Here is a 25,750-nt window from a genome sequence, read left to right on the forward strand (position 1 = left end):
TAATTACAGCTCTATTTTATTTCGCTCATTATTTGTTTTGCTTTTGCAGGCTGCATCGAAACAAAGTAATTAAACGCTTGATTGAGTTTTTTCTGGGCATCAGCATTTCCTTTTTTCTGCACTCGCAAATCATACAATTTGCTGATATCTGGAAATATGTTTTCGGTGTTTTTTACTCCAGCAAAAGTTTTTATTTTTTCAATGAAAGAATAACCAAATTCAGCAGTTGGCTCAATCATGGTTCCTTCTCCGAAGTCATTCCACGTGATTAATTGCAAATAATTGACATTGGCATTTTTGGCAAGTGTAAGCGTTTCATCAAGCGTCGCTCCATTTTTATGATCGATTGTCCAACCAATTGCAGCTCCGCCTCCACCTTCAGCATAAAAATCTTTAAAACCCGGATAAGCACTTCCCATTGCAACACCTAATTTAGGTTTGGTATTCGTATAAAAATTAGTCAAGAAACTGTTGTCTTTATATACCCATGCATACTCGCCAGAAGCGTTGTCTCCAGCTTTTACAGAATGATCCCAAAGCGTTAGAAAAGTCGGTTTCGTTGTTAATGTATTAAACACATTGGTCCATTCTGCAGGCGTTTGCAAAACAATTGGTCCAAAATTCATTAGAAGTGGTTTGCCATTAATTTTGATATAATTAGCATCAGTAAAATAATTATTTTGTACATAAGCTAAATCTGTTTTTGCAGCGCTTGTTACCGAAATGGCTTTTCCAGCATTGACAACATTGGTTAAAAATCGATCTTCATACACGATAGCATATTCTAAACCTACTTTGTCCAACATTTCAATTAACTGATCTGTATTTTCTTTGACCATTCTATAATCATTAACATCGTAAGTGCCGTACCAATCGATTAGAATTCCATCAATTCCTGAATATTTCATCAACAATAAATGATTTTCTATCACATTTTTATCGCCTGAGTGATAAGGTCCAATCAGCGGATAATAATATGATGCGATTTCTCTTCGGCCGTTTGCGCCTACATTATTCGGTTTTTTATTTGCCATTGTCCAGTGATATCCCCATTTTTTATCGGCACTGCTTTCGTTGGTTTCAAACCACGGCATATAGTGCATATAAATTTTGGTGCTGTTGGTTTTCTCAATCGCAACAGGTGCTGTTTTTTCTGGTTCTGTAGGTTTATCTGAACTTTTGTCATCGCTGCTGCAGCCAGCAACCATCACAATGCTCATTAAACCCAAAACCATTGATGTGATATATCTTTTCATATTGTTGTTTAATTTATTTTGGAACTAACGTAATAAGATCATTTTTTTAAGTTTTAGAAATAGTCCCAGAGGGACGAAATATTTATAGAAAAGCATTTAGCCCAATAAAAGAACTCCAGCTGGGTGAAATATTTATTGATCTTTACGTGTCACTCCTCCGGAGCTTTATTTGCACTATCAAATTATTCTATAAATATTTAGCTCCTCCGGAGCTGTTCTTTCTTTTGTAACTGAAATATATCTTTAGTAAATTCTTAAAAACATGTCAGCCTTCCACGACTAACCAACATGGAAGACTGACATTCATAAACCTAATACCCAGGATTTTGTTTCAGGTTTTTATTTGTTGTAAGTACTGAACTTGGAATTGGAAAAATGGCTCTGTATTTTTCGGTTGCACCTTTTTCCCACCAAGGCAAAAAGAAGGTTCCAAAACGAATGTTGTCTGTTCTTCTTCTTCCTTCGAATGTGAATTCTTTCAACAATTCTTGATCGATAAATGCAAGATCAATTGTCGTTGGCATTTCTTCTCCGGCGCGCGTAACTACTTGCTGTAAAAATGGTTTTGCTAAATCTGGCGAACCTAAACGAACATAACATTCTGCTTGCATCATTAAAATTTCTGCATAACGAATTAAAACGAAATCATGATCACGTTCCCATTGTTCTCCATCTTTCATTTCATATTTTGCCAAACGAACACCCTCATTTTCTTTTGCATCTGTCAAACTTGTTAAGTTCTCTGTGTAAGTCAGCGGTTCTCCATTATCCATCATAATTACAGAACCTGTTGCTAAGTTGATTTGATCGCCATGAAGCATACATTTTTTTCTTTTGTCTGTATCTGTAAAAGCAGAATATACTCCTGGTTGTGCACACATTCCGTTTGCGCTCCAAGGATAATTTCCTGTTGCAGAAATGGCTAATTTTTGGTTGTAATGTGCAGACATTGAATTCATATAATTTCCAACTGTTCCTGCTTTTGAATCGTAAGGAATTGCGAAAATTATTTCTGATGAAGTCTGATTTTCTGTTGCAAAATTGGCAAAGAAATCTGGCGTTAAAGTATATCCAGTAACTTTCTGGCACATATTAAGACAATCTTGCCAACGCGCAACGCCTACAAATGCTTCTGAATTAAGATATAATCTTGCTAAAATCGAATACGCAACATTCTTAGTTAATTTAGAATACACCACATTTCCATTTAAATACGGAATCGCGTCTGTCAATTCTTTTTCTACAAAATCATAAACTTGTTTTCTAGTTGAATTAGTTGGAAGATCAGTATCTTCAAAATTGGTTACAATTGGCACATTTCCGAATAAATCTAAAAGATTGTAATAATAATATGCTCTAACCGCTTTTAGTTCAGCAAAAATTGGTGCTTTTGCTTGTTCCGTCAAAGTCGATTTATTGATTTGATAAATGATCGCGTTGATTTTTGCAATTCCAGTATAATTGTAACGCCAAGCCGAAAGAATCATTCTATTATCTGCTTTCCAAGTATGTCTTTGCGCGTCTTGATATTGTCCGCCATCATACCAGTTGGTTCCTCTTGTTGGAATGGTCGCTTCATCTGAAACAGTTTCGTTCAAAAAGAAAACATATTCGCAAGTTGGATAGTTATTCGAAATCGGATCGGCAAATCCTCTTAACGAAGAATAAGCTCCACCAACCAACGCATCAATTTCTTTAGTTGTGTTTCCAAAATTCCCATCTTCTACCTGATCATACAACTGCTCGTTTAGATCAGTACATGATACCGTAAAAAGCATACTTAAAAGTATTGGTGCTATTATTTTGATTTTCATTTTTAGTATTTTATGGTTATCAAATTCGCTTAATTATTCAGCGTAAAATTTAGTCCAACAGAAATCGTTGTTGGTCGAGGATAATTATTGTATCGGTCAATTCCAGGAGCTGCCAAACCAGTCTGATCCATTACACCAGTTTGATTTATTCCGTCTTGAGCATTTAATCCAATCTCTGGATCTACACCTTTGTAACCTGTAATTACAAATAGATTTTCTCCCATTACATAGAATCTAACTTTCGATTTTTTGTATTTCAATGGCAAAGTATATCCTAAAGAAAGTGTCTGAAGTCTGAAGAATGATGCATCTTCAATCCAATAATCTGAATATTTTGGAGCCGAAGTAAGACCGCTGTTCAAGAAATCATCTGGCACATTAAAAGCTGGCAATCTGTTCGGATCGTTTAACATCATGTTGGTCGCGTTTAAAGCTTTTTGACCGAACATTCCGTATCCTGAAACTCCAAGATCAAAGTTTCCGTAAGAAAAATTCATTCCGATACCTAAAGTTAAATCTGGCTGAATGTTTCCTAAATCTCTTTTGTCAGCATCAACCAAAGCGTTTTCTGCAACAACCTCATTAGCAGCGTTGTAATACTGAATTTTTCCATCAGCATCTAAACCAGCATTTTTGAATCCCCAGAAAGTTCCAACTGGATATCCTTCTGCAATAATTTGAGAATATTGTCCAGACATACCTGCTAAACCATGAAGAGATCCACTGTAAATAACATCTGTTTTATAAGTTGGGTTGGAAAGTTTTTCGATTTTTTGAACATTGTGTCCAAGCGTCAAATTAGCATTCCAGTTGAATTTATCTCCTTTAACAATATCTGCGTTTAAAGTCAATTCCACACCTTTATTAGACATTTCACCAACGTTTGCTAGCATAGTTCCAACTAAATATGGCGGTTGAGGCACTTCATAAGTGTATAACAAATCTTTTGTTTTTTTAGAATAATATTCAAAAGATCCTGTAATTCTGTTGAAAAGACCGAAATCAAAACCAACGTTAATTTGTTCTGTAGATTCCCATTTCAAATCAGGATTCGGATTTTGTTTTGGAGAATATGCCAAACTCCAAGTTTTTGTAACTGGATCGTAATAACTATCATTTCCAACTCCTAAGATAGAAAGTGATTTGTACTCACCAATTCCGTCTTGGTTTCCTGTAATACCCCAACCTACTCTTAATTTTAAGTTGTCTAACCATCCTTTTGAAGATTCCATAAATTCTTCATTAGAAACTCTCCACGCAGCAGAAGCAGAAGGAAAAGTTCCCCATTTATTGTTTTCTCCAAAACGGCTTGATCCGTCACGTCTTACCGTTGCTGTCAATAAATATTTTCCATCGTAGCCATAATTTGCACGAGCATAAAAAGAAACTAAATTTGATTTTCCTTTATATGAATAAACATCACTCAAACGATAATTGTAACCTGCTCCTAAATTGTTATAACCAAAAGCATCTGTCACAAAACCACCTCTTTGCGCTCCAAAACCTTCGTAGATATTTTCAAGGTAAGAATATCCAGCCAAAGCGCTAATGTTATGTTTATCGATTATTTTGCTATAATTCACATAAAGTTCACCTTGTGCATTTGTATATTCAGCGTAAGTTCTTTGGGCAAAACCGCCTTCTGTCTGTCCTTCCATAACCGCGTAAGACGGTTTGTAAGTTCCTCCTTTTACTGCATTATGTTCTAATGAAATATTTGCAGTTGCAGTAAAATCATTCAAGAATTTTACATCTGTTTTAAAATAACCTAAAAGTCTGTGTCTTTCGTTATCAAAAGTTCTGTTGGTTAAAATCTCAACTGGATTTTGATAAATATTTCCTGTTACTTCGCTAAAATTTCCATTTGAATCGTAAACCGGGATTGTTGGATTTAAGTTATAAGCTCTTTCAAAAATTCTATAATCAATCGGGTGCCATTTGTCAATATTTGCAAATAATCCCATATCAAATTTCACTTCTTTGTTATCGCCTAAAAATTGATAACCGCTAACATTTCCGCTTAATCTTTCTAAACCAGATTTTTTAATAACTCCTTCATTGTTTAAGTATGAAATTGAGGTTCTAAAACCGCTGTCTGCTTTACCTGAATTAATACTCAAAGTGTGAGATTGAGAAATAGCCGTTTGCTCAATAGCTTTTTGCCAATTTGTATTTCCTCCATAATCTACAGCATCTGCAAGTCCGTTTTGGCGAACATATCCTCTCCACTGATTTGCTGATAATAAATCTAAATTATCATTAACATAACCAAAACTAGTTTGTCCGCTGTACACAACAGAAACTCCTTTTGTTCCTGATTTTGTCGTAATCATAATGACTCCATTTGCTCCACGAGAACCGTAAATTGCAGTTGCAGAAGCATCTTTTAGAACGTCAACCGATTTAATATCCGAAGGTTGTACGATATTAATATCAACTCCAGCAATTCCGTCCACAACAATAAGCGGACTATTACTTGCTGTTAAAGAAGTTCCTCCACGAAGACGAATTGTAGAACCCGCCGCTGGATCTCCAGAAGGACGAATAATATTCAATCCTGCTACTTTTCCTTGTAAAACTTGCTCTGTAGAAGAAATTGTTCCTTTTACCAAATCATCTGCTCCAACTGTAGAAATTGCTCCAGTCAAATCTGATTTTTTTACTTTTCCGTAACCTACAGAAACAACTTGTACTTCTGCCAAAGCGTAACCGTCATTTTGCAGACGAACTTCATAATTGTTATTTCCTGTAATTTGGATTTTTTGCGTTGTCGATCCGATAAACGAAACTTCAATTGCACTTCCTGCGGCTACCTGAAGACTGAATTTACCATCAAAATCTGTTGTAGTTCCGTTTTTTGTTCCTACTTCAATGACAGAAGCTCCCGGCAATACCGTTCCAGTATTGTCATAAACGGTTCCTGAGATTTGTTTTTTCGTCTGCGCGAAAAGACCAGCAGAAAGAAAAAGCATAAAAATCATCAATACCGCTCCTTTAGCAGTCCACATTTTATGCTGGACGCTTTTTATATTTTTACTATTCATTAGAATTGGTGTTTTAATTTAATAGTGATTATTTGTCTAGAGTTTTAAGCGGAATCATCGTATCCGAAATCGTTTTGTCTTTGTTATCCTTAACCAAAACATGGATTTCGTTCAAATTCGGAAGTCCGTTTAATTCTGTAACCAGATTGACAAAACCTTTAATTTCTGTAGTTCCTCCAGAAAACTCACCAGAAAATGTTTTTGTTCCAGCAGTAATCGTGTAGATTAATTTGTTTACGCCTACTTCGTTGTTTTTTCTAGACATTCCAAGAAAATCTTTTTGACTGATTTGTAATGGAAAAAAACTGAAACTTGGCGGCGGTGGCGGAATAAATTCTCCTGCATAAATAATTTGATCGCCAGAATTTGTAGTCCAATCTTTTGCTACCATCAAGAAAGTTATGTTTTCCATAACAAAACCTGCTGGCGGATTGTAATACTGTTGTGGAATCAAATCCATTCTATAAAAACCATTTCCAAGATCTTTCAATTTTGTTTTCTCAGAAACGTCTGGAAGCCAAGCCTGATATTCTTGCAAAACAGCCCAATTATTTAAACCACTATGAAAGTGAACACTTTCAACTCCAGCAAAACCCTCTTTCAAATTAGAATTGAATAAAATACTAACCGGTTTATCAATCAAAGGTTTTGACGGATACGATCTGATTAACTCATTTGAAGTATAAAACGATGAAAAATCAGTGTAAGGAATATTTGCAACATCACTTTGTTTAGATCCGTTAAAATTTTTCAAGCGAAACCAAAATCCAGCACTTGCTGCGATTTCAGCAGGAGTTTTAGAAAAATAAACCGTTGGTGTCAAAGTAAAACTCCAGATTTTATTTCCTTCGTATTTCAGTTTTGCAAAACTTGAAGAGTGTTCCCAGTTTCCTGCATCTGGCTCAGACGGAGACCAAATCCAGATGTATAAATCTTCTGTCTCAGCAAATGTAGATGATGACATATCAAAATACCACGTAACTTTTTCATCATATTTGTAAACAACAGGAAATGATGACATTGGTCCCACAGCTCCTGCGGCTTCTTGCGCCTTAACAAAATTAGGAGCCATCAACAAGCCAAGTAAAATTGTACATATAAACTTTTTCATATTACTTTTTAATTAATAGCATTTAATTTAAATACATAAGACACAAAATCTACTCCGCCTGAAGTACGGGTTAATTGAATTTGCATTTCTTCATTTTTTCCCGGAACTGCAAGTAATCTTAGTTCGTCTGTTTTTTGAGTTTTCTGTGCATCACTGTACAAGTAGATTTTATTTGTGCCACTATTAGTTGGCTGAAAATCTGAACTTAATGCCCAGTATCCCTTTGCAGCAAATAACGGAGGGACGTTTCCGGTAACTTCATAACTTGTTGGTTTGTTATTTTCATCTACGTTGAATTTGATTTTAAAATCTTCGTAATTGAAATAAGTACTCAAGTTTTCTTCACTTGGTTCGATCTTGTTTGCCTTGGCAACTTCGTCGACCATTTTCAGATTTGTTAATCCCCAATTTCCATTTACTTTTTCATAAAGGGTAATCGGATCTACGTAGCTTCCGTCATCTATGTTATCGCAACTAATTGCAAAAAAACACATCATAAAAGCTAACCAATAAAGACTTTTACATTTCATAAATTTTTGGTTTTTGTTAGTTTGTTATCCCCTTCAAAAGGATACCACGAAGCTAGAAGTTAAATAAATCCTAAAAAAAAAATCGGATAAAAATCAAGATATAATTCAGACAATTTCAAAAACAACTTACTGATTATCAATATTTTATTGTTATTTTTAAAATCAAAAAATCAAGGTGTTGTTTAGATGAAAATCAGTAGTTTTTTAATGGTAAAAATGACAATATGTAAAATATTTGGTATATTTTTTTCACTATGCATTTATATAACCTGTTTTTATTGTATAATTGCAAATAAATTGACCATTTTTAACATTTAACGCTTGTTTTCATCTCAGAAATCTTCTTTTAAAGCGATGTTATTAAACGAATTACAAAATTCCAAAAAGTCAGATTTCCGTTTATATCAAACTTATTTTAATTTTAAAACGAATTAACTAACTATACAAAAAATCAACCTTACTCTAAACCAAAACTAAATCATGCGAAGAATATTCATGCTGTTTTTCTTCATTATAGGATTTTCTCTAACTGCGAAAGAGACCAATCCTTATTTAGAAGAATTAGATCAGGTGCTCTTAAAAAAAGACATTTACCTGAAACAGAAATATCGAAAAATTGAATCTTTAAAGAAAAATGTATCCAAGTTTACATTGAGCCAAAATAATGAAGCTCTATATAATTGCTATATGTCATTATTTGATGAATACAAATCTTTCAAATATGATTCGGCTTATTATTATTTAGAACAGTCAAAAATCAAAGCAAAAGTTTTAAAAGATCCCAAGTTTTTGTCTAAAAGCCGAATCAAAGAAGGTTTCGTGCTTTTATCTTCTGGACTTTTTAAAGAAGCAATTGACACTTTAAACGTTATTGACGACACGAAATTAGACATTAAAAACAAATTCGAATATTACAACATCAAAGCCCGCGCCTATTACGATTTAGCCGATTATAATCGTGATCAGCGTTTTAATATTCATTATGTTCAGCAAGGAAATCATTTCTTAAAAAAAGCATTAGAATTAATTGGCACTAATACGAATGAATATTGGGCGGCAGAAAGTCTAAAACGACTTAAACAGCAAGATTGGCGAGGTGCTGAATTTGCTTTCAGTTATTGGATTAACAATTATAATCTTCCGCCAGATTATTACGGAATTGCAACTTCGAGTCTCGGATACATTTATTCTGAACGAGGTTACACAAAAAAAGCCATTCAATATCTGGCAATGGCAGCGGTTGCCGATGTCAAAAATGCGACAAAAGAAACCGTAGCGCTAAGAAATTTAGCCAATGAACTTTTTAAAATGGGCTATTTGGACAAAGCCAACGAATACATTAACATCGCAATGGACGATGCTACTTTTTATAATGCAAGGCATCGAAAAATTGAGATTTCGTCGATTCTTCCTATTATCGAAAAAGCACAATTGAATAACGTAAAAGATAAAAATGATAAACTTGAAAAAATCATTATTCTTTTGACGATTCTTACGGTTATCATTTTTGTTTTTCTTGGAATTATTTTCAAACAATTAAAAGAGAAAAATAAAGCCCGAAAAACTATGGCTGAGTCCTATTTAAAATTACAGGAAATGAATGTAAGTTTAAGCGAAGCAAATGCGATTAAAGAAGAATACATCACCTATTTCATTAAGGCAACTTCGGCTTTCATTAATAAAATAGATCATATCCAGAAAAGTACGCTTCATAAAATCATCACCAAAAAAACCGATGAAGTTATTGCAAGTTTAAAGCGTTATAATGTAAAGGAAGAAAGGGAAAATCTTTTTCATCAATTTGACGAAATCTTCTTGAAATTATTCCCAACTTTTGTGACGGATTTCAATAATCTATTTCCAAATGATCATAAATGTTTGGTCAAAAAAGGGGAACTTTTAAATACCGAATTGCGAATTTTTGCTTTGTACAGATTAGGAATTCAAGACAGTAATCAAATGGCAGAGTTTTTAGAACTTTCTGTAGCTACAATTTATACGTACAAAACCAGAATTAAAAGCAAATCTGATTTTAAAGATACTTTTGAGCAGAAAATTATGGAGATAAAGACGATTTAAGGTTCTGAGATTCTAAGGTTCTAAGTTGCTAAGATTCTAAGTTTTTATTAAAGCATTTCAAGTGCTTCGGAGAAGCATAATATTTATAGAAATAATATAGCACACCACCAAAGAGCTCCAGCGGAGCGGCATATTTAATTTATATGTCGCTCCGCTAGAGCTCTTCTATTTCAAACAAATATGTTTTCTATAAATATTTCGTCCCTCTGGGACTATCTTGTAAAATCATTCAGCACTTTCCAACTGCAAAATCGTATTTTGATAAATCTTACTTAATGAAAATAATTGCTCAACAAAAATCATAATCGCTATTGGAACAAAGAAAAATACAAGCAAATCTTCTTCGTATAAAAAATACGTTGTAATCATAATTATACGACTGTATTCTATATAATAAATCCATTTTCGCTGTTCTAACAAAGCTCCGCAGTTGATTAAAGTTAGAATTACCAATGAAAGCACAAATATCTTGTCGTAACTTTCTAAATAATCAAAATAATAAGTAAAGACAGTCAGAATCAAAGTGCAGATTCCTAATTGTATATACAAGTAGTTTTTAAATCGAAGTCGCTGATTTGGAGAAGCTTTATCTTGCAGAAAACGCTTTTCCAAAATCGGACGAATGTCTTGATCCATATGTGCCGGACTTCCAAAAACGGCTTTCCATCTTGCTTTAAATCCGCTTGAGCGCTTCCATAATTCGTAAATTTCAAAGTAATAATGAAAGTGCTGCCATAAAAAACTATAGCTTTTTAGCGGATGCGTTAATCCGTATTTTGGTTTTTCTTCTTCAGTTTGGAAAGTTCCAAAAAGTCGATCCCAAAAGGTAAACATATCGCCGTAATTTTTGTCCAGATATTTTTCGTCAGATGCATGATGAACACCGTGAACAGAAGGTGTTACAAAGACATATTCTAACCATTTTATTTTACCAATCAATTGTGTATGAGTGAAGAAAGAATACGCGCCATGAACAATCAACATTGTAATAACCATACTTGGATGAAACCCAACAAAAGGAAGAACACACCAAAATCCAGTTCGAATTATGGCTTGAAAAGTAGTAATTCTCGCCGCAGCCGTAAAATTAAATTCTTCACTATGATGATGGACAATGTGCGCCGCCCAAAAGAAATTGACTTCGTGCCCTAATCGGTGGTACCAATACCAGACAAAATCGGTTGCAAGAATTAGTGCGAACCAAACTAAAGCATTGCTCGGAATTTCGAACAATCTATAATTGTCATAAATCAAATAATAAAGCTGATAAAAACTAGCTGCGATAAATAGATTTATCAAGCGCTCTGCAATTCCGATGGAAATATTAGAAACAGAACTTTCATAATTAAAAATTTCAGGCTTTTTCTTGCGTTGAGCAAGCTTATATTCTAAAAACAAAAAAAGAAAAAAGGCCGGCATGGCAAATGCGAGAAAATTGATATTTTTCATTTTGGTTGATATTTTTCGATTCTAAAAATTGTACTATCAAAAACAAACGAAAAAGACACTTCCATCAATTACGTTATTTTAGGAGACAAAAACGTAATCAACGAAAATGATCTTTTACGAAGTAAACCTGATTTTAATTCTGCTTAAACAAAGGAGCTTCCAAAGCAACTTCCTTAACCGATTGTGTTTCGGCTACTTTTTTCAAAGCAATAATATAAGCAGCAATACGAGGCGTTACATCATGTTTTACTGCCACTCTAAAAACAGTTTCAAAACCTTTTTCTAAAATATCTTCCAGACGTTTATTAATCTGGTGAATTCTCCAAGACTCCAAAAGCGAATTTTGAAGCCACTCGAAATAAGAAACTGTAACACCGCCGGCATTGGCTAAAATATCAGGAACAACTAATATATTTTTATCATGTAAAATCTGATCTGCATCTGAAGAAACGGGACCGTTTGCACCTTCAACAATAATTCTGGCTTGAATATCTCCAGCATTTTTCTGTGTAATAACATCTTCTTTTGCAGCAGGAATCAACACATCAACATCCAAAAGCAATAAATCTTCATGTTTAATGGCAACCGAATTTGGGTAACCTTTTATGGTTTTATTATTCAAATTATAATATAAAATCAACTCCGGAATATTGATTCCGTCAGGATTATAAAAAGCTTCTGAAACATCGCTTACTGCGACAATCTTCACTCCTTTTTCATACAGAAACAAAGCAGAATGTAAACCTACATTTCCAAAACCTTGAATTGCCGCAGTTGCTCTCGCTGGTCTAATTTTTAGTTTTTGAAGCGCCAAAAGACTAATAATACTTACACCTCTTCCCGTTGCTTCAACTCTACCTAAAGATCCACCAGAATGAAGATGCTTTCCTGTAACAACGGCATGAATTGGTCTTCCATGCAAAAGCGAAAATTCGTCCATAAGCCAGCCCATTTCGTCTGGTCCCGTTCCCATGTCTGGAGCTGGAACATCTTTTTCTGGGCCAAAAATATCAGCTAAAGCTTTGGTGTAAGCTCTTGTAATTTTTTCTAATTCGGTTTTAGAGTGTTTTCTCGGATCGCAAATAATGCCGCCTTTTGCACCGCCAAAGGGAATTCCAGTTACAGCAGATTTCCAGGTCATCCAGGCGGCAAGTGCTTTTACCTCATCTAAATTTACAGCAGTATCATAACGAATTCCACCTTTAGAAGGCCCTAAAGCCGTATTATGAATTACGCGATAACCTTCAAAGTTCTGAACGTTTCCGTTGTCTAGAGTAATAGAAAAATTTACGGTAATTTGTTTTTCTGGGCGCTGCAACTTTTGACGAAGTGAATTGTCTAAGTTTAAAATATCTGCAGCGATATTAAAACGATCAATCATAGATTGAAACGGATTGTGTTTTATAATTTCTGAACTCATAATATATAGTTTTTAGGTTTGGGTTATCTTTTTATGTCTATTGAAAATCTTTATAAATAAAAGAGATTTTGCTTTTATCTCGTAAAACTGATGCAACACGGAATCTTTATGAGGCATCGGCGCATCAAAATTTTCATATTTCTATTGGTTCTCATATTTAGATTTTTTAACGATTCAAAAAAAAGCCTTTCATGGTGCAATGAAAGGCTAAAAAAAAAAATAACTAACAAGTACTTTCTCTATTAACGCCATTTCAAAACGTGATTCAACATGCAGCACATCGCAAAGCTGCAATTGAAAGACATCATAATATTTCGGCTATAGTTTTTCATTGTTGAAGCAAAGCTACAAAATTATATTTAAAAATTCTATAGAATTAGTCGAGTTTATTTTTAATAAATTTTAAATAAACTATTAAAACAGCTGTAAACTAAAGAATTACGACTTTAAAAATTTTATTATAATTGCGAAAAAACTATAAAAACAACTGCAATTAAAGCCAAAAGCAGTCCCAAAATATTGGTTTTAGATAATTTTTCTTTGAAGAAAAAAGCACCGATAATTGTTCCTAAAATAATTACACCCATATTCATTCCTGCAAAAACTGTCGATGGGTTTTCTGAAAATGCTTTGTGCGCCTTTAAGTAAAATAATATATTTCCGAAGTTAAAAATTCCGACGAACAGTCCGAAAGGAATATTTTTAACTGCTAAATTTTCTTTTGTTACGAATGCTTTATACATAACAATAACCAGCGAAACTGCAAACGAAATCAGGAAAACCAAAAATAAGGAAGTCGTATAAGGCACAACAGTGTATAAAGCAATTTTCTTAAATAGAATATCAACAATACCGAAACCAAACAAAACCATCGTTGGATAAATCCATTTATTTTCTTTGTTATCTGATGGCTTTTTCAATATAAATAAAAGCGCTGCAAAACCAATTAGCACACCAATAACTTTATAAGTATTAAATGCTTCATTAAACAATAACCAAGCGGCAAGAATCGGGATAAAAAGCGATAATCGTTGCGCGGCATCAGTTTTTGCGATTCCCATAAATTTTATAGAAAGTGCGAGAAATAGAAATACAATTGGAAGCAAGATTCCAACCGATGTATAAACTTCTAAAGGCGCATTATTATCTAGCGCTTTTAGATCTGGACTAAACGTAAAATAGCAAAGCGTAATTGCCGTTATATAATTGAATGAAATAATTTGTGATGGATTGGCTTCATATTTTCTAGAAATTTTGAATATAACACCAACAATAACACTGCAAAGAATACTTAATATAAGGAATAACATAGATTTATTTTTGGACTGTAAAAGTAATCTTTTGTAAAATAAAAAAGTCCAGCCGGTTTTAAAAAACCAGCTAGACCAGATTAAAATTTTAAAGCAATTCTATTTTTAGAATTTGCTGATATAACTTCCGTAAATATCTCTAAACTGATTTCCTTTTGCAAATCTGTCTTTGCTTAACTTTCTATATTCTACCAATCCCCATAAAACAAATTCTTTCAAAAAATAAAGATCTTCTTTTGCAGTTTGAGGCTGGTATTTTTTTATTAAATCATCTAAAGGCGTTACTTCATCTAGAATACTTTTATAGTCTTTATCTGAAGCGTCGTCTAATAATTCGAAACCGCTTTCTGCAAAAAACCATTCTACAATATCAGAATAAGGTGTTTTTTCGTCTGGTTTTTCTAATTTTTCAATTTTTGGAAAATATTCTGGAAACAAAGTTCGAATTGCAGAACCAATTAAACTTTCAGCCACAACGTCTGCTCCCTCCTGCTCTCCTTCGTAAACCAATTCTACTTTTCCTGTAATTGCTGGAATTATTCCGATAAAGTCAGACAAACGTAAAGTTGTTTTATCAACGCCAGAAATTAAGGCGCGGCGTTCTGCTGTACTAATTAAGTTTTCAAAAGCGGTAATACTCATTCTGGCGCTTACTCCACTTTTGTTATCAATATATTCACTTTCGCGAGCTTCAAAACTAATTTGTTCTAAAATATCTCTTGCTAAACTCGGAACATAAACAATATCGGTTTGATTTTTATCTAATTTAGATTCTTGTTCTGTAATCGTTCTTGCAATGGCAATACTTTCTGGATAATGCGTTAGAATCTGAGAACCAATTCTGTCTTTTAAAGGCGTTACAATACTTCCTCTATTAGTATAATCTTCTGGATTTGCAGTGAATACGAATTGCATGTCTAAAGGCATTCTCAATTTAAAACCTCTAATTTGAATATCGCCTTCTTGCAAAATATTAAATAACGCGACTTGAATTCTGGCTTGCAAATCGGGTAATTCGTTAATTACAAAAATACAGCGATTCGCTCTCGGAATCATTCCGAAATGAATTACACGATCGTCTGCATAAGACAATTTTAAATTAGCCGCTTTAATTGGGTCAACATCTCCAATTAAATCCGCAACTGTTACATCTGGAGTTGCCAGTTTCTCGAAGAAACGTTCGCTTCTATGTAACCATGAAATTGGAGTTTCATCGCTTTTTTCTGCAATTAAATCTTTTGCAAAACGAGAAATTGGGTTTAATGGATCGTCATTAATTTCTGAACCAGAAACATACGGAATATATTCGTCTAACAATTCGATCATTTTACGAGCCAAACGCGTTTTCGCCTGTCCACGAAGTCCCAAAAGATTGATATTATGACGAGATAAAATAGCTCTTTCTAATTCTGGAATTACCGTATTTTCGAAACCATGAACGCCTTCAAAAACTGGTTTCCCAGATTTAATTTTTTCACGGAGATTATTTCGTAATTCATCCTTTATGCTTGTACTTTTATATCCAGCGGCTTTTAATTGACCTAATGTCTTTATAGTATTTATTTCCATTGTATTGAAATATAGATTGTTTATTAATTGATTTGGCGCTTCGACTTCGCTCAGCGTGACAACTGCGACTGAAAACTGTGACTGAACACTATCTGACTCTCTTCTTTCTATTTGTTTCGTAATCTTCAAAAATCATTTCGCCCAAACCTTTAATTCCGGTATAAAATGCTTTTCCTTGATTGGCTTCTGTAAACTGATTTACAAAACGCTGCAAATACGGATCTTTGGCAATCATAAAAGTGGTAATCGGAATATGAAGCTTTCTTGCTTGTTGAGCCTGCGTGTAGCATTTGTCTACAATATATTCGTCCAAACCATTACTATTCATATAATAAGAACCATCTCGCTCGCGAACGCAGCTTGGTTTTCCGTCGGTAATCATAAAAATTTGTTTGTTGGTATTTCGCTTTCTGCGAAGAATATCCATTGCAAGCTGTAAACCTGCAACGGTATTAGTATGATACGGACCAACTTGCAAATAAGGCAAATCTTTAATCGGAATCGTCCAGGCATCATTTCCAAAAACCAAAATATCTAATGTGTCTTTTGGATATCGGGTTGTAATTAATTCTGCTAATGCCATAGCCACTTTTTTTGCTGGAGTAATTCGATCTTCTCCGTACAAGATCATACTGTGGCTAATGTCAATCATCAAAACGGTACTCATTTGCGCTTTGTACTGAGCATCTTCAACAACCAAATCATTTTCGGTCAGCATGAAATTTTCGACACCGTTGTTAACTTGAGCATTTCGAAGACTTTCAGTTAATGAAATTCTTTCTAAGCTATCTCCAAAATTAAATTCGCGGAATTCGCCTGTATGTTCATCACCATTTCCAGCATATTTTGTTTTATGATTTCCGTTTCCAGAACGTTTCAGATTTCCGAAAATTTGATCCAAAGCTTGTTGTCTGATGGCTCTTTCGGTTTTTGCAGTAATTCCTAAACCAGAACTTCCATCGCCTTTTACTTCATCTCTGATGTAACCTTTTTTCTTCAGATCTTCAATAAAATCGTCTATAGTGTAGTTCTCGTCGGTAAGTTTATATTCTATATCCAGTTCCCGAAGCCAACTAATTGCTTCATCAAAATCACCCGAAGTATGAGTGATCAGCTCTTTAAAAATCGTAAAAAGTTTGTCAAACGGAGACTGAAAAGGAGCTTCGTAAGTCTTAAAATAAAAGCCTTTTTTAAATTCGTTTTTCATAAATCTAAAATTACATCTTTTTAGAATTATGAAAAACGAATCTTTTATTAATTTTTAGTTAAAATATTCAACTAAAAACCGAAGTTAACAATGTTAGATATGTTAATTATTCAAACTTTCCATCCAAATAATACCACACTCCATTTTCAAATTTAAAAGTTGAAAATTCGTAATGTATTTGCGGCTTGTTATTTGAATCTAAAAAGTAAGCTTTGAATTCGACCGTATTTTCAGTAAAACTCAGAATTTCTAATTTGTGCCATTTATTAGAAACTGCCCATCTTAAAATTTCAGGTTTCGAATAATATTTTCTTTCCGAAACATAAGTGGTTTCTAAAAGATAATCAGCATTATGAGTTGTATATGCAGAATATCTAGAACGCATTAAAGCTAATGCTGAAGATGCTTTTTGATTGTCTTTCAAATACAATCCGCAGCAATTTTCAAAAGGCAATCCAGTATCGCAAAAACATTTTTTATTCTCCATCGACAGGTTCTTCTCCATTAATTTTAACGTGAAGCTGGTTCAATAAAACCTGATAACGCGTAATTTCTCTTACTTCTTCATCTTCTTCAGCAAAATCAATCATTTCGTCAAGTGTTTCACTTACTTCTAAAAGTTTATTATTGGCTTCTCTATCATTTTTTGCAGCGATTAAATCTATAATTTCTTGTACGCTTGCTTTTAGTGTTTCGAATTTACTATTCATTTCTTTTTTAGTTTCAGGTTTCAAGTTTTAGGTTTCAGGTTCAACTTGGAACGTAAAACCTAAAACTTGAAACAATAATTTATTCTTCGTTTTTACTTTCGTTGAATTTCTTTATGATTTCCTTTAATTTTTCTTTTCTGGAAATTTCAGCTTGTTTTGCTTTTGCTTGGGCTTTGTGCAACTTATCGTTGTGCTTTTTGATATTCTTTTCGTTATTGCGTCCCATTATACTTCTCTTTTAATTTGTTCTAATGTTTTTTCTGTGAAAATCAATTCTTTGATAATTTGTTTTCGCAAATCGTCAATATCATCATAATCGAAATATTTTGCCCAATTGGTCAGTTGCTGCAGATTTCTTATTTGTTTTAAACGTTTTGTTGTTTCAAAACTTGTTCTTAAAACTGCTTTTCCATCATATTCTGGATTATTTTTATGCTCGTAATTCGCAAGACTATTTTCGAAATCGGCTTTAATATAATACAGTTTTTCTTCGGCATTATCTGGATAAAATTCACTCCATTTTGCAAAACCAATTTTCGTTTTAGATTCTGTTTCTGGATTAAGGGCAATTAAACGCCATTTACTATTTGCCAACCTTCCCCAATGATTAGAAACACGATACATTCCTACTTCTGTATAATAATAGGCACTTCCTGCTTTACTTTCAAATTGTTTTTTCAAACCGACAATTGCTTCTGGAAGTACTTCATGAAAAGCACAAAAGGTATTTTTAAAAGAATTAGGATGTGGTTTAAAGTTTTTCTGCATTTTGCAAATATACTCAGTTTGAAGAGAACTCCATAAAACAATCCATAATTGCTTACCTTTGCTTCTTAATTTAAAAACATAAAATCATGTCTAAAGATACACAAGAAAAAATGCCGCAAAAAGGAGTTTACACTGGCATTATAGAAAAAGATGAAAACAACAATTATTTCTGTGGCGAATATCTTTTAGATTATAAAATGGTTCAAACGAAATTTAATGTCGGTGATTGGATTACTATAAAATCTGTTATTGAAAACCCAAGCGACATGAGCTACGATAAATATCCTAAAAAATCAAGAAACTTCGATAAGGCGAATCATAAGCCTGAGTAGTTTTTTTGTTTCAAGTTTCAGGTTCCAAGTTTTTTTTGTTGGAACGCGTAATTTTTAACGCAAAGAACGCTAAGGCTCTTTTTACTGAATGCTATACATTGAGAATATTTAAGTTCGCAAAGCTTTATGTTGACAAAGCTTTGCGAACTTTGCGTAAACCTTAGCGTACTTTGCGGTAAAATAAACTTACAGTTAACTTTCTTTAATATTTTTTCCATCAAAACTAAAAAGTTAAAAAAAAGTGTACCTTTGCAAAAAATTTGTCGATTTGAACTAATTAATATCGATTTCAAACTAATAGACAAGTAGTTACCTTTTATTTATGAAAAAAATAGTTGAATACCGCAAGTTACTAAACGTAGAGAAAACTGCAGAGTTAAAAGATTTAAAAACAATTTATCGTAATGCGATGAAAGAATCTCATCCAGATAAATTCGTTGGAGATGACGCTGGTCTGAAAGCTGCAGAAGAAAAAAGTAAAACAATCATCGAAGCTTACCATTTCTTAGTAAGCATTCATCCTGATACTATTAAACTTAACTTACCTGAGTACACTGAAACAATTTCAACTTGTACAATTACAGATTTTAAATTTGTTGAAGGACGTTTAATTATTGATTTTTCTAACGGAAGTGTTTACGAATACATCAGTGTTCCAAAAGCAACTTACGTGAAAATGGTAAATGCTGATTCTCCTGCAAGATTTGCAAAAAGACATATTTTAAATTCTTTTACTTGGAGAAAGAAAACAAACCAAGAATAGTTTTAAAAACACTATATTTACAAAAAAGCACTCAATTAAACGAGTGCTTTTTTTATATCTAAAAATTAAAAATTTGAATATAATGATTTCAAATAAGTTTTGTGATGATAGTTTCAAATCAATTAAAGCGAACAAACACGCTGATTATATGCATTTTAAACCTAAAAAAACTATAACAAAATTTTAGGTTACAAAATTCTGTATGTTTTATATTTTTAGATACTTTTGTTGCACAAATCAATTAACTAATTAATTTTTATAATGAAAAAAATACTTTTTGTACTTACAGCTTCTGCAGCTATCATTTCTTGCAGCAAAGTTAAAGATGGAGAATACCTTATTACAGGTACTGCTACAGGAATTGAAAACGGAAAAACAATCATTTTACAAGGTGCTGATCCGGCTACAAGAATGCCAGTTTCTTTAGATACAGTAAAAGTTGAAAACGGAAAATTTGAAATAAAAGGAAAAGTAACTGAACCAGCTTTCCATACTTTAATTTTACAAGGTGCTAATGGTCCTATTCCATTCATTCTTGAAACTGGAGAAATTAAAGTTAATATTGACAAAGATAGTATCCATAAATCTAAAGTTTCTGGAACTTACAATAACGATGAGTATGTTGCCTTTACAGAAGACATGACAAAAACTCAAAAAAACTTAATTGATTTTCAGAAAAAGAATAATCAAAAAATGCAACAAGCTCAACAAGCTCAAGATACAGCAACTATCAACGGTTTGATGAAACAGTATATGACAATTCAAAAAGAGGTTCAGGAATCAAGCAAAACTAAATATTTAAAGTATGCTGAAACTCACCCAAAATCATTCATTACAGTTTTGATTGTTCAAAGTATGTTTAATGATCCAGCGGCAGATACAAAAAAATTAGAAGCACTTTACAATTCTTTAGATGAGTCTGTAAAAAATACTGCTCCAGGTAAAGAAATCAAAACTAGATTAGGTCAAGCAAAAATGCCATCAGTTGGTGCTACAGCTCCGGCAGTAGGCAGCCCTAACTGAAGAGCAGATTTTTCGGCTCCTAATCCAGAAGGAAAAATAGTTTCTCTAAAAGAAAGTTTAGGAAAAGTAACTATTGTAGATTTTTGGGCTTCTTGGTGCGGACCATGCAGACAAGAAAATCCTCATGTTGTGGCATTATATAAAGAATTACACTCAAAAGGTTTAAACATCATTGGAGTTTCTTTAGACAAAGATGCTGCTGCTTGGAAACAAGCGATTGCAAAAGATGGATTAACTTGGACTCACGTTTCGAACTTAAAACATTGGGAAGAGCCAATTGCTAAGCAATACAATGTTGAAGCAATTCCAGCTACTTTTATACTTGATGCAAACGGAAAAGTAGTTGCACAAGATTTAAGAGGTTCTGCATTAAAAGAAAAAATACTAGCGCTTTTAGCAGCTAAATAATACTTAAGTATTCAGAATAAAAAAATCTCCCTTGTGGAGATTTTTTTGTTTTATAAATAATGATAAAATCCATAAAGAAGAAATTTCAAAAGCCTAAATTAACTCACTATTTATTCTAATACATCAATAACAACAAAGCTTAACGCCTTAACAAAACTTAAGTTCAATACAAAAACCAGAAAAACAGCAAAGAGAATAATCTTACATTCTGAAATAAATCAAAAAAAAATTGAACAATGGCGTTTTTTATTTTATTCAATTCCAACTAATTAAAAAATAACTTTAAAATAACTTAAAATTAAGTTCTTTTTTTGTTTGGAAATGTAGAAAGAGTTCCTATCTTTGCCACCGCTTAGAACAACAAAGCACAACAAGCTGAGATCGGGGAGATACTCAAGCGGCCAACGAGGGCAGACTGTAAATCTGCTGTGTGAACTTCGCAGGTTCGAATCCTGCTCTCCCCACGGAAAGGCCTAAAAGGCGGAAAACTTAAAGTTTTCATTCTTTTCAAAAAGCCAAAAAAAATGTCTGAAGACCTGCAAATTCAAGGATTTGCAGGTTTTTTTTATTTTAGGCCTGTTTTCAATATTTATAAATCCTCACAAAATTAAAGGTGCAGAATCGGTGCACTTTCCGGCGCGCTGAAAAGTGCACCAGAAACAGCAAAAATCCCTTATACTACAGGGGGTTAACGAGATTAACGACTTGATTTGGCAGTAATATTATTCTACATTTATTAATTTAAAAAGTAGGATTATGTTGGAAAGCAGTTTTGGTTTGGGATTCTTTTTAAAAAGACCCAAAATAGAAAGTAAAGAATGGATTGTGTATTTCAGAATAACTGTTGACGGTATCCGTAAGGAAAGCTCAACCAAAAGAAAATGGGATAGTACACGATGGGATCAAAGGTTCGAAAGAGCGGTCGGCTCAAAGGAAGATGCAAAGTCGCTGAACTTCTTTTTGGATTCGCTGACTTTAAAAATCAATGAAATCAAAACCGAAATGATGTACAGCGGCAAACTCATAACCGCTGAGAAAATTATGGACGAGGTTCTCGGCAGGACAGCGCCGAAGATCAAGGTGCTCGAGGAATTTCAAAAGCATAATGATGAAATGGAGGCGCTTCTTGGAAAAGGCTATGCAAAAGGCACCCTTGACCGGTTTACCATTACTAAAAACCATTTGACTGCGTTTATAAAATTCAAGCTTAAAAAGCACGATCTTGAATTTGCGGATTTGAATCTTGAGTTTGTAAAGGATTTCGAGTTTTACCTTAGAACTGTACGCGACTGCAGCAACAACACCACCCTCAAATACATTGCAAATTTCAAAAAGATTGTAATCCGCGCCATTGATAAGGAGTTAATCACCAAGGACCCATTTAAGAACTTTAAGGGACGTAAAACGAAACTGGTAAAAAAACCACTCACCGCACAGGAATTGTACGAACTTGAAAGTCATTATTTCACAACTGACAGGCTCAACGTAGTAAGGGATGTATTTGTCTTCCAATGCTACACTGGCCTGGCTTACATAGACGCTTATCAATTAAAGAAAACGGATATCAAAGAAGGCATTGATGGAAATCTATGGATTATGTCCGAAAGGCAGAAAACAAACTCATCATTTAATGTCCCTCTTCTTCCCCAAGCACTGAAAATAGTTGAAAAATATAAAGAGCACCCGCTGTGTATCCAGCGCGGAACCGTGCTTCCTGTTTCATCCAACCAGAAAATGAATGAGTATCTAAAAGAGGTGGCAGTCTTGTGTGGCTTTCCTTTTACATTAAACACGCATATGGCCCGCCGTACATTTGGAAGCACTGTGACATTAAATAACAACGTCCCTATTAATGTAGTTAAAGAACTGCTGGGTCATGCATCGGTAAAACAGACTGAGGCATATGCTATAACTGAGCAGGCTACAATCGGTCGTGAAATGTCAATTCTGAATAAAAAGCTGAACAAAAACGCTTCCAAGATTTCAAAACCGGACTTAGCGGTTCTCGGAAGACTTGAAAAAGAAATCCAGGCAATTAAAAAGAAATACAACATAACTTCTTGAAACTTGCTTTCAGATGGTAATTAAAATCAAAGAGGCTATCTCAACAATTCTGAGATAGCCTCTTTTTATATAGTTTAACTACACTTTTATAACCCGGATGATAAGACGGGCTGTATTTAATATAACCTAATTCCTGCAGCTGTTTAAAATATTTGTGATAAGTGGGTAGTGTATTTACATGCGCCATTTCCATAATTTTACTTCGGCTGACTTGTATCCTCCTACCCTGCCCCTGTCTGTAACCCAATCCTAATATTGCCGTTAAAATTGACAAATGCCACACATTAAGCTTTGGATCAGCAATATAAACTGAAAGATATTCCATGATATTGCTTTCTTTTAATTTCTTAGTCTTTTTCATCCCTAAAAAGTTTTTGAATATCTTCTCTATTGTAATAATAGGATCCAAGCACTTTCTTAAAACGTACTTTTTGTGATGTTCTAAGAGTCTGAACAGATCCGGCAGAAATGTCGAGCATCCTGCGGACAGCCTTACTTTTCAGCCACTCAGATTCCCTTTCAATATTTTCTGCATTAAAAGCTTCCGAAACCGCATTACGGATTGTATCGGTCATTAACAGTCCAAACTGCCTTAAATCGTCTTTTGTTATAAGTTCTTCCATAAAATACCGGCTTAATGCGTTACAAAAAATTAAATCATATACTTAAAAAGATCATCGTCATTCCAAAAAAATTGCCGCAAAGCTTACTCCAAATAAAAATAAACACTGCTTCTTTTGTTCTTATTCTTTGTCGGGACATAAATAAGATAACCGTAATCATCTAATTCGCGCATGCATTTATGATAAGTTTTTGGAGATACAACCTTAGCGATATTCTGGATTTCAATACTGTATGCCTGAATTGGATTTATAAAATTCCTGTTTGCGCGAAATTGAAGCAGGGCGGCAAAAATTGCAATGTGAGTTGTGCTGATTCTGAAATCATTTTCAATTGCCTGAAAAAATCCCGATAAAAGCTTAAAATCTTCCATAACTCTATAAGATAAATAAACATCACATATGATGAGATTTTTTTGCGGTCTGAGTCTCAATATTGTGCTGTGGTTTCAGCAGCGGGCTAATTTTACAGCCGCTTTTAATTTCTCCCAGACTAAGTTTCTGCATTCTGTCATTATAAAAATTCAAGGTTTTAAACCGTGGATTTGCTTCCAAAAAAACCTTCATTTCTCTCCCTTGTATCATAAAAGCAACTTCTTCCCTCTTCCCCTTTTTCAAAGAATCGACCAGGGATTCGAATGTCTCATAGTCATCATTTTTAAGAGGAACAGTCCTTAAAGCATTGCTTACATTGTATCCATACGATTCTGGAAATTCATGCATCCTATAATTGTCATTAAGATCCCTGTCGTTGAAGCTAAACTGTTTCCAGGTTCCGCTTTTTAGAACTGCTCTTCCTGCAAGCATTTCGTATGCTTCAGCTGCGCTGAAGCCCTCAGATTTTTCATTCTTAAAGTAATGTGTACATCGGCTGGATGGCGACGAATCTGTATAAAGAATTGATCTGAATCCATCAAATTGGTAAGCCCCCTGCGCATCTTTTACAAATTGAAGTGAATGTTCAAGTCTTTCATTCTCTGAGATGTGATAAGAAACAGGAACAGTAAAATTTAACAGCTGTTCCTTCATATTCGCCAATACTTTGCCATAAGCCTCATGAAAACCGCATTTTATCAACTGTTCCTCTAAAGTTTTCTTGTTTAATTCCAGATCTTTAAGATAATCCTGTTTATCTATCCTTTCAAAAACAACAGCACTAAGCGCTCCATTTACAAGCCTAACAATGATATTGGGATAGACTTGATGCTTCAATTTGTTATATTCATGCTTAAGAAACCTGAGAGTTATTTTTTCATCTACAGCTTTCGTCTTTTCATATTTAAAAAGTAACATCTTAAAAAATTTCAGTTTCTCTATGCCACAAGAGCGTTCTATATTAGGGCTGTTCTGAAATAGAAATTTTAATTTTTCTTCCTTGGACTGCCACACTTTTATCTCATTTTCTACTCGATTGTTTTCAGAAGACATAACTCAGTTTTAATTTATTTAAGCACCTTAAACCGATCTGCCCGCTTTTTTTGAACGGGAATTAATTTTTTTTTCTTTCTGAGAGGTCTCATCGGAATTGTCAGCCAGGTCTGCGCTCTTTCCTTTGGACTGCGACTGCTTCTCGTTCTTGCTTTCACGGTCATTTATTCTCTGCAGAGAAGAATCATAAACCTTAATAGTCTTAAACTGGGGATTAGCTTCCACAAACTGTTTTCTCTCCTCTCCTCCTACCACAAAAGTTACGGACTGTAGATTGCCTTTTTTCAGAGAGTTCATCAAATCTTCCTTGTACTGAGGTGTCAGAAGTTCTTTTATCGAATGCTTTTCCAGCGAAGCTTCCAGATCATATCCATAGTTCTGATGATAATGCTGAAGCTTGAAATTTCCACGGTCGTCACTTTCTTTGAAGTCCATACGAATCCAGCAATTATAGGCTTCACCGTCCTTATTCTTTAAATCCTTATTGACCGATCTGCCCTCCATCAAATTATACGCCTCTTTGAGAGTGATGCTGGTATTATCATTGTTAATATAAAAAATCTGTTCCAATCCCGGCTTATTATCCTCTTTTTGTAGATTAACCTGATAGGAATTGAAAAAATACATATCGCTCTGGTCGGACTTTTTAAAATTCAGTTCAACAGTGACTGTATCTTTGTTAGGGACACCATTGTTCATAATACCGGTATGCATTAATTTAAAATCCTTATCCCCCTTCTGAATATTCTCTCTTAATTCAGCATCAAAAGTTTCTCCGAATCCAGTATATTTTAACTGGTCTTTCAGATACTGTACATTTTTCTCGTTCATGATATTCACATTTA

General features: G+C 33.8%; 24 protein-coding genes, 1 tRNA gene and 1 pseudogene. 7 read left to right on the forward strand and 19 right to left on the reverse strand.

Features of this window, described 5'->3' with window-relative positions; translation table 11 throughout:
* Positions 1–11: 11 nt before the first annotated feature.
* The 5 genes from NYQ10_RS20375 to NYQ10_RS20395 all read right to left on the reverse strand — a co-directional run bounded on the left by NYQ10_RS20375 (position 12) and on the right by NYQ10_RS20395 (position 7,755).
* Positions 12–1,256: a glycoside hydrolase family 71/99-like protein gene (locus tag NYQ10_RS20375; RefSeq protein ID WP_289878059.1), complete on the reverse strand. Its 1,245-nt coding sequence runs from the start codon at positions 1,254–1,256 to the stop codon at positions 12–14.
* A 311-nt stretch (positions 1,257–1,567) separates the two neighbouring features.
* Complete coding sequence (locus NYQ10_RS20380) at positions 1,568–3,070, reverse strand: RagB/SusD family nutrient uptake outer membrane protein (RefSeq protein WP_289878060.1); 1,503 nt, start codon at positions 3,068–3,070, stop codon at positions 1,568–1,570.
* Between the two features lie 29 nt (positions 3,071–3,099).
* Positions 3,100–6,114: a SusC/RagA family TonB-linked outer membrane protein gene (locus NYQ10_RS20385; protein ID WP_289878061.1), complete on the reverse strand. Its 3,015-nt coding sequence runs from the start codon at positions 6,112–6,114 to the stop codon at positions 3,100–3,102.
* A gap of 28 nt (positions 6,115–6,142) precedes the next feature.
* Entirely contained in the window at positions 6,143–7,225 is a 1,083-nt protein-coding gene (locus NYQ10_RS20390; protein WP_289878062.1) for a hypothetical protein, read from the reverse strand.
* Positions 7,226–7,233: 8 nt separating this feature from the next.
* The gene (locus tag NYQ10_RS20395) at positions 7,234–7,755 is read right to left on the reverse strand and encodes a DUF5004 domain-containing protein (RefSeq protein ID WP_276172715.1); all 522 of its coding nucleotides are present in this window, start codon (positions 7,753–7,755) and stop codon (positions 7,234–7,236) included.
* Between the two features lie 480 nt (positions 7,756–8,235).
* Between NYQ10_RS20395 and NYQ10_RS20400 the strand changes: the two genes are divergently transcribed.
* Entirely contained in the window at positions 8,236–9,834 is a 1,599-nt protein-coding gene (locus NYQ10_RS20400; protein ID WP_289878063.1) for a DUF6377 domain-containing protein, read from the forward strand.
* A gap of 225 nt (positions 9,835–10,059) precedes the next feature.
* Here the strand turns inward: NYQ10_RS20400 and NYQ10_RS20405 are convergent, their stop codons facing one another.
* The 9 genes from NYQ10_RS20405 to NYQ10_RS20445 form a co-directional block, all read right to left on the reverse strand.
* The gene (locus NYQ10_RS20405; RefSeq protein WP_289878064.1) at positions 10,060–11,283 is read right to left on the reverse strand and encodes a sterol desaturase family protein; all 1,224 of its coding nucleotides are present in this window, start codon (positions 11,281–11,283) and stop codon (positions 10,060–10,062) included.
* Positions 11,284–11,416: 133 nt separating this feature from the next.
* Entirely contained in the window at positions 11,417–12,703 is a 1,287-nt protein-coding gene (locus tag NYQ10_RS20410; protein ID WP_289878065.1) for a Glu/Leu/Phe/Val family dehydrogenase, read from the reverse strand.
* Between the two features lie 458 nt (positions 12,704–13,161).
* Positions 13,162–14,013 carry an EamA family transporter gene (locus NYQ10_RS20415; protein WP_289878067.1) on the reverse strand — a complete coding sequence of 284 codons (852 nt, stop codon included), beginning with the start codon at positions 14,011–14,013 and terminating at the stop codon, positions 13,162–13,164.
* A 105-nt stretch (positions 14,014–14,118) separates the two neighbouring features.
* Entirely contained in the window at positions 14,119–15,582 is a 1,464-nt protein-coding gene (locus NYQ10_RS20420; RefSeq protein ID WP_289878068.1) for a magnesium chelatase, read from the reverse strand.
* An 88-nt stretch (positions 15,583–15,670) separates the two neighbouring features.
* Positions 15,671–16,789 (reverse strand): vWA domain-containing protein, encoded by a 1,119-nt coding sequence (locus NYQ10_RS20425; protein WP_289878069.1) that lies wholly within the window; start codon positions 16,787–16,789, stop codon positions 15,671–15,673.
* Positions 16,790–16,895: 106 nt separating this feature from the next.
* Positions 16,896–17,294 (reverse strand): YchJ family protein, encoded by a 399-nt coding sequence (locus NYQ10_RS20430; RefSeq protein WP_289878070.1) that lies wholly within the window; start codon positions 17,292–17,294, stop codon positions 16,896–16,898.
* Entirely contained in the window at positions 17,266–17,499 is a 234-nt protein-coding gene (locus NYQ10_RS20435) for a hypothetical protein (RefSeq protein WP_057116258.1), read from the reverse strand. Before NYQ10_RS20435 ends, NYQ10_RS20430 begins: the two co-directional genes overlap by 29 nt.
* Before the next feature lie 79 nt (positions 17,500–17,578).
* The gene (locus NYQ10_RS20440) at positions 17,579–17,725 is read right to left on the reverse strand and encodes a hypothetical protein (protein ID WP_289878071.1); all 147 of its coding nucleotides are present in this window, start codon (positions 17,723–17,725) and stop codon (positions 17,579–17,581) included.
* Positions 17,725–18,267 carry a hypothetical protein gene (locus NYQ10_RS20445; RefSeq protein WP_289878072.1) on the reverse strand — a complete coding sequence of 181 codons (543 nt, stop codon included), beginning with the start codon at positions 18,265–18,267 and terminating at the stop codon, positions 17,725–17,727. The genes NYQ10_RS20440 and NYQ10_RS20445 overlap by 1 nt, the downstream gene beginning before the upstream one ends.
* A gap of 86 nt (positions 18,268–18,353) precedes the next feature.
* Here NYQ10_RS20445 and NYQ10_RS20450 point away from each other — a divergent pair, with 86 nt between their 5' ends.
* The 6 genes and pseudogenes from NYQ10_RS20450 to NYQ10_RS20475 all read left to right on the forward strand — a co-directional run bounded on the left by NYQ10_RS20450 (position 18,354) and on the right by NYQ10_RS20475 (position 22,857).
* On the forward strand, positions 18,354–18,599 hold the full coding sequence (locus NYQ10_RS20450; protein ID WP_276172705.1) for a hypothetical protein: 246 nt from the start codon (positions 18,354–18,356) through the stop codon (positions 18,597–18,599).
* Positions 18,600–18,921: 322 nt separating this feature from the next.
* The gene (locus NYQ10_RS20455; protein WP_276172704.1) at positions 18,922–19,362 is read left to right on the forward strand and encodes a KTSC domain-containing protein; all 441 of its coding nucleotides are present in this window, start codon (positions 18,922–18,924) and stop codon (positions 19,360–19,362) included.
* Positions 19,363–19,623: 261 nt separating this feature from the next.
* On the forward strand, positions 19,624–20,385 hold the full coding sequence (locus tag NYQ10_RS20460; RefSeq protein ID WP_289878073.1) for a DUF4369 domain-containing protein: 762 nt from the start codon (positions 19,624–19,626) through the stop codon (positions 20,383–20,385).
* A gap of 18 nt (positions 20,386–20,403) precedes the next feature.
* Positions 20,404–20,793, forward strand: a pseudogene (locus tag NYQ10_RS20465) (TlpA family protein disulfide reductase); the annotation flags it as partial.
* A gap of 383 nt (positions 20,794–21,176) precedes the next feature.
* Positions 21,177–21,257: transfer RNA gene (locus tag NYQ10_RS20470), tRNA-Tyr, on the forward strand.
* A 292-nt stretch (positions 21,258–21,549) separates the two neighbouring features.
* The gene (locus tag NYQ10_RS20475; RefSeq protein WP_179005354.1) at positions 21,550–22,857 is read left to right on the forward strand and encodes a site-specific integrase; all 1,308 of its coding nucleotides are present in this window, start codon (positions 21,550–21,552) and stop codon (positions 22,855–22,857) included.
* A 40-nt stretch (positions 22,858–22,897) separates the two neighbouring features.
* Here the strand turns inward: NYQ10_RS20475 and NYQ10_RS20480 are convergent, their stop codons facing one another.
* From NYQ10_RS20480 to NYQ10_RS20500, 5 genes are all read right to left on the reverse strand, one after another.
* The gene (locus NYQ10_RS20480; RefSeq protein WP_256871169.1) at positions 22,898–23,218 is read right to left on the reverse strand and encodes a hypothetical protein; all 321 of its coding nucleotides are present in this window, start codon (positions 23,216–23,218) and stop codon (positions 22,898–22,900) included.
* Complete coding sequence (locus NYQ10_RS20485) at positions 23,205–23,480, reverse strand: hypothetical protein (RefSeq protein ID WP_056253946.1); 276 nt, start codon at positions 23,478–23,480, stop codon at positions 23,205–23,207. Before NYQ10_RS20485 ends, NYQ10_RS20480 begins: the two co-directional genes overlap by 14 nt.
* Positions 23,481–23,563: 83 nt before the next feature.
* Positions 23,564–23,851 carry a hypothetical protein gene (locus NYQ10_RS20490; RefSeq protein WP_179005352.1) on the reverse strand — a complete coding sequence of 96 codons (288 nt, stop codon included), beginning with the start codon at positions 23,849–23,851 and terminating at the stop codon, positions 23,564–23,566.
* A gap of 22 nt (positions 23,852–23,873) precedes the next feature.
* Entirely contained in the window at positions 23,874–24,905 is a 1,032-nt protein-coding gene (locus tag NYQ10_RS20495; RefSeq protein ID WP_179005350.1) for a hypothetical protein, read from the reverse strand.
* A gap of 27 nt (positions 24,906–24,932) precedes the next feature.
* Entirely contained in the window at positions 24,933–25,736 is an 804-nt protein-coding gene (locus NYQ10_RS20500; protein WP_256871168.1) for a hypothetical protein, read from the reverse strand.
* Between the last annotated feature and the right edge of the window lie 14 nt (positions 25,737–25,750).

The organism is Flavobacterium johnsoniae (assembly GCF_030388325.1).
Lineage (GTDB): Bacteria > Bacteroidota > Bacteroidia > Flavobacteriales > Flavobacteriaceae > Flavobacterium > Flavobacterium johnsoniae_C.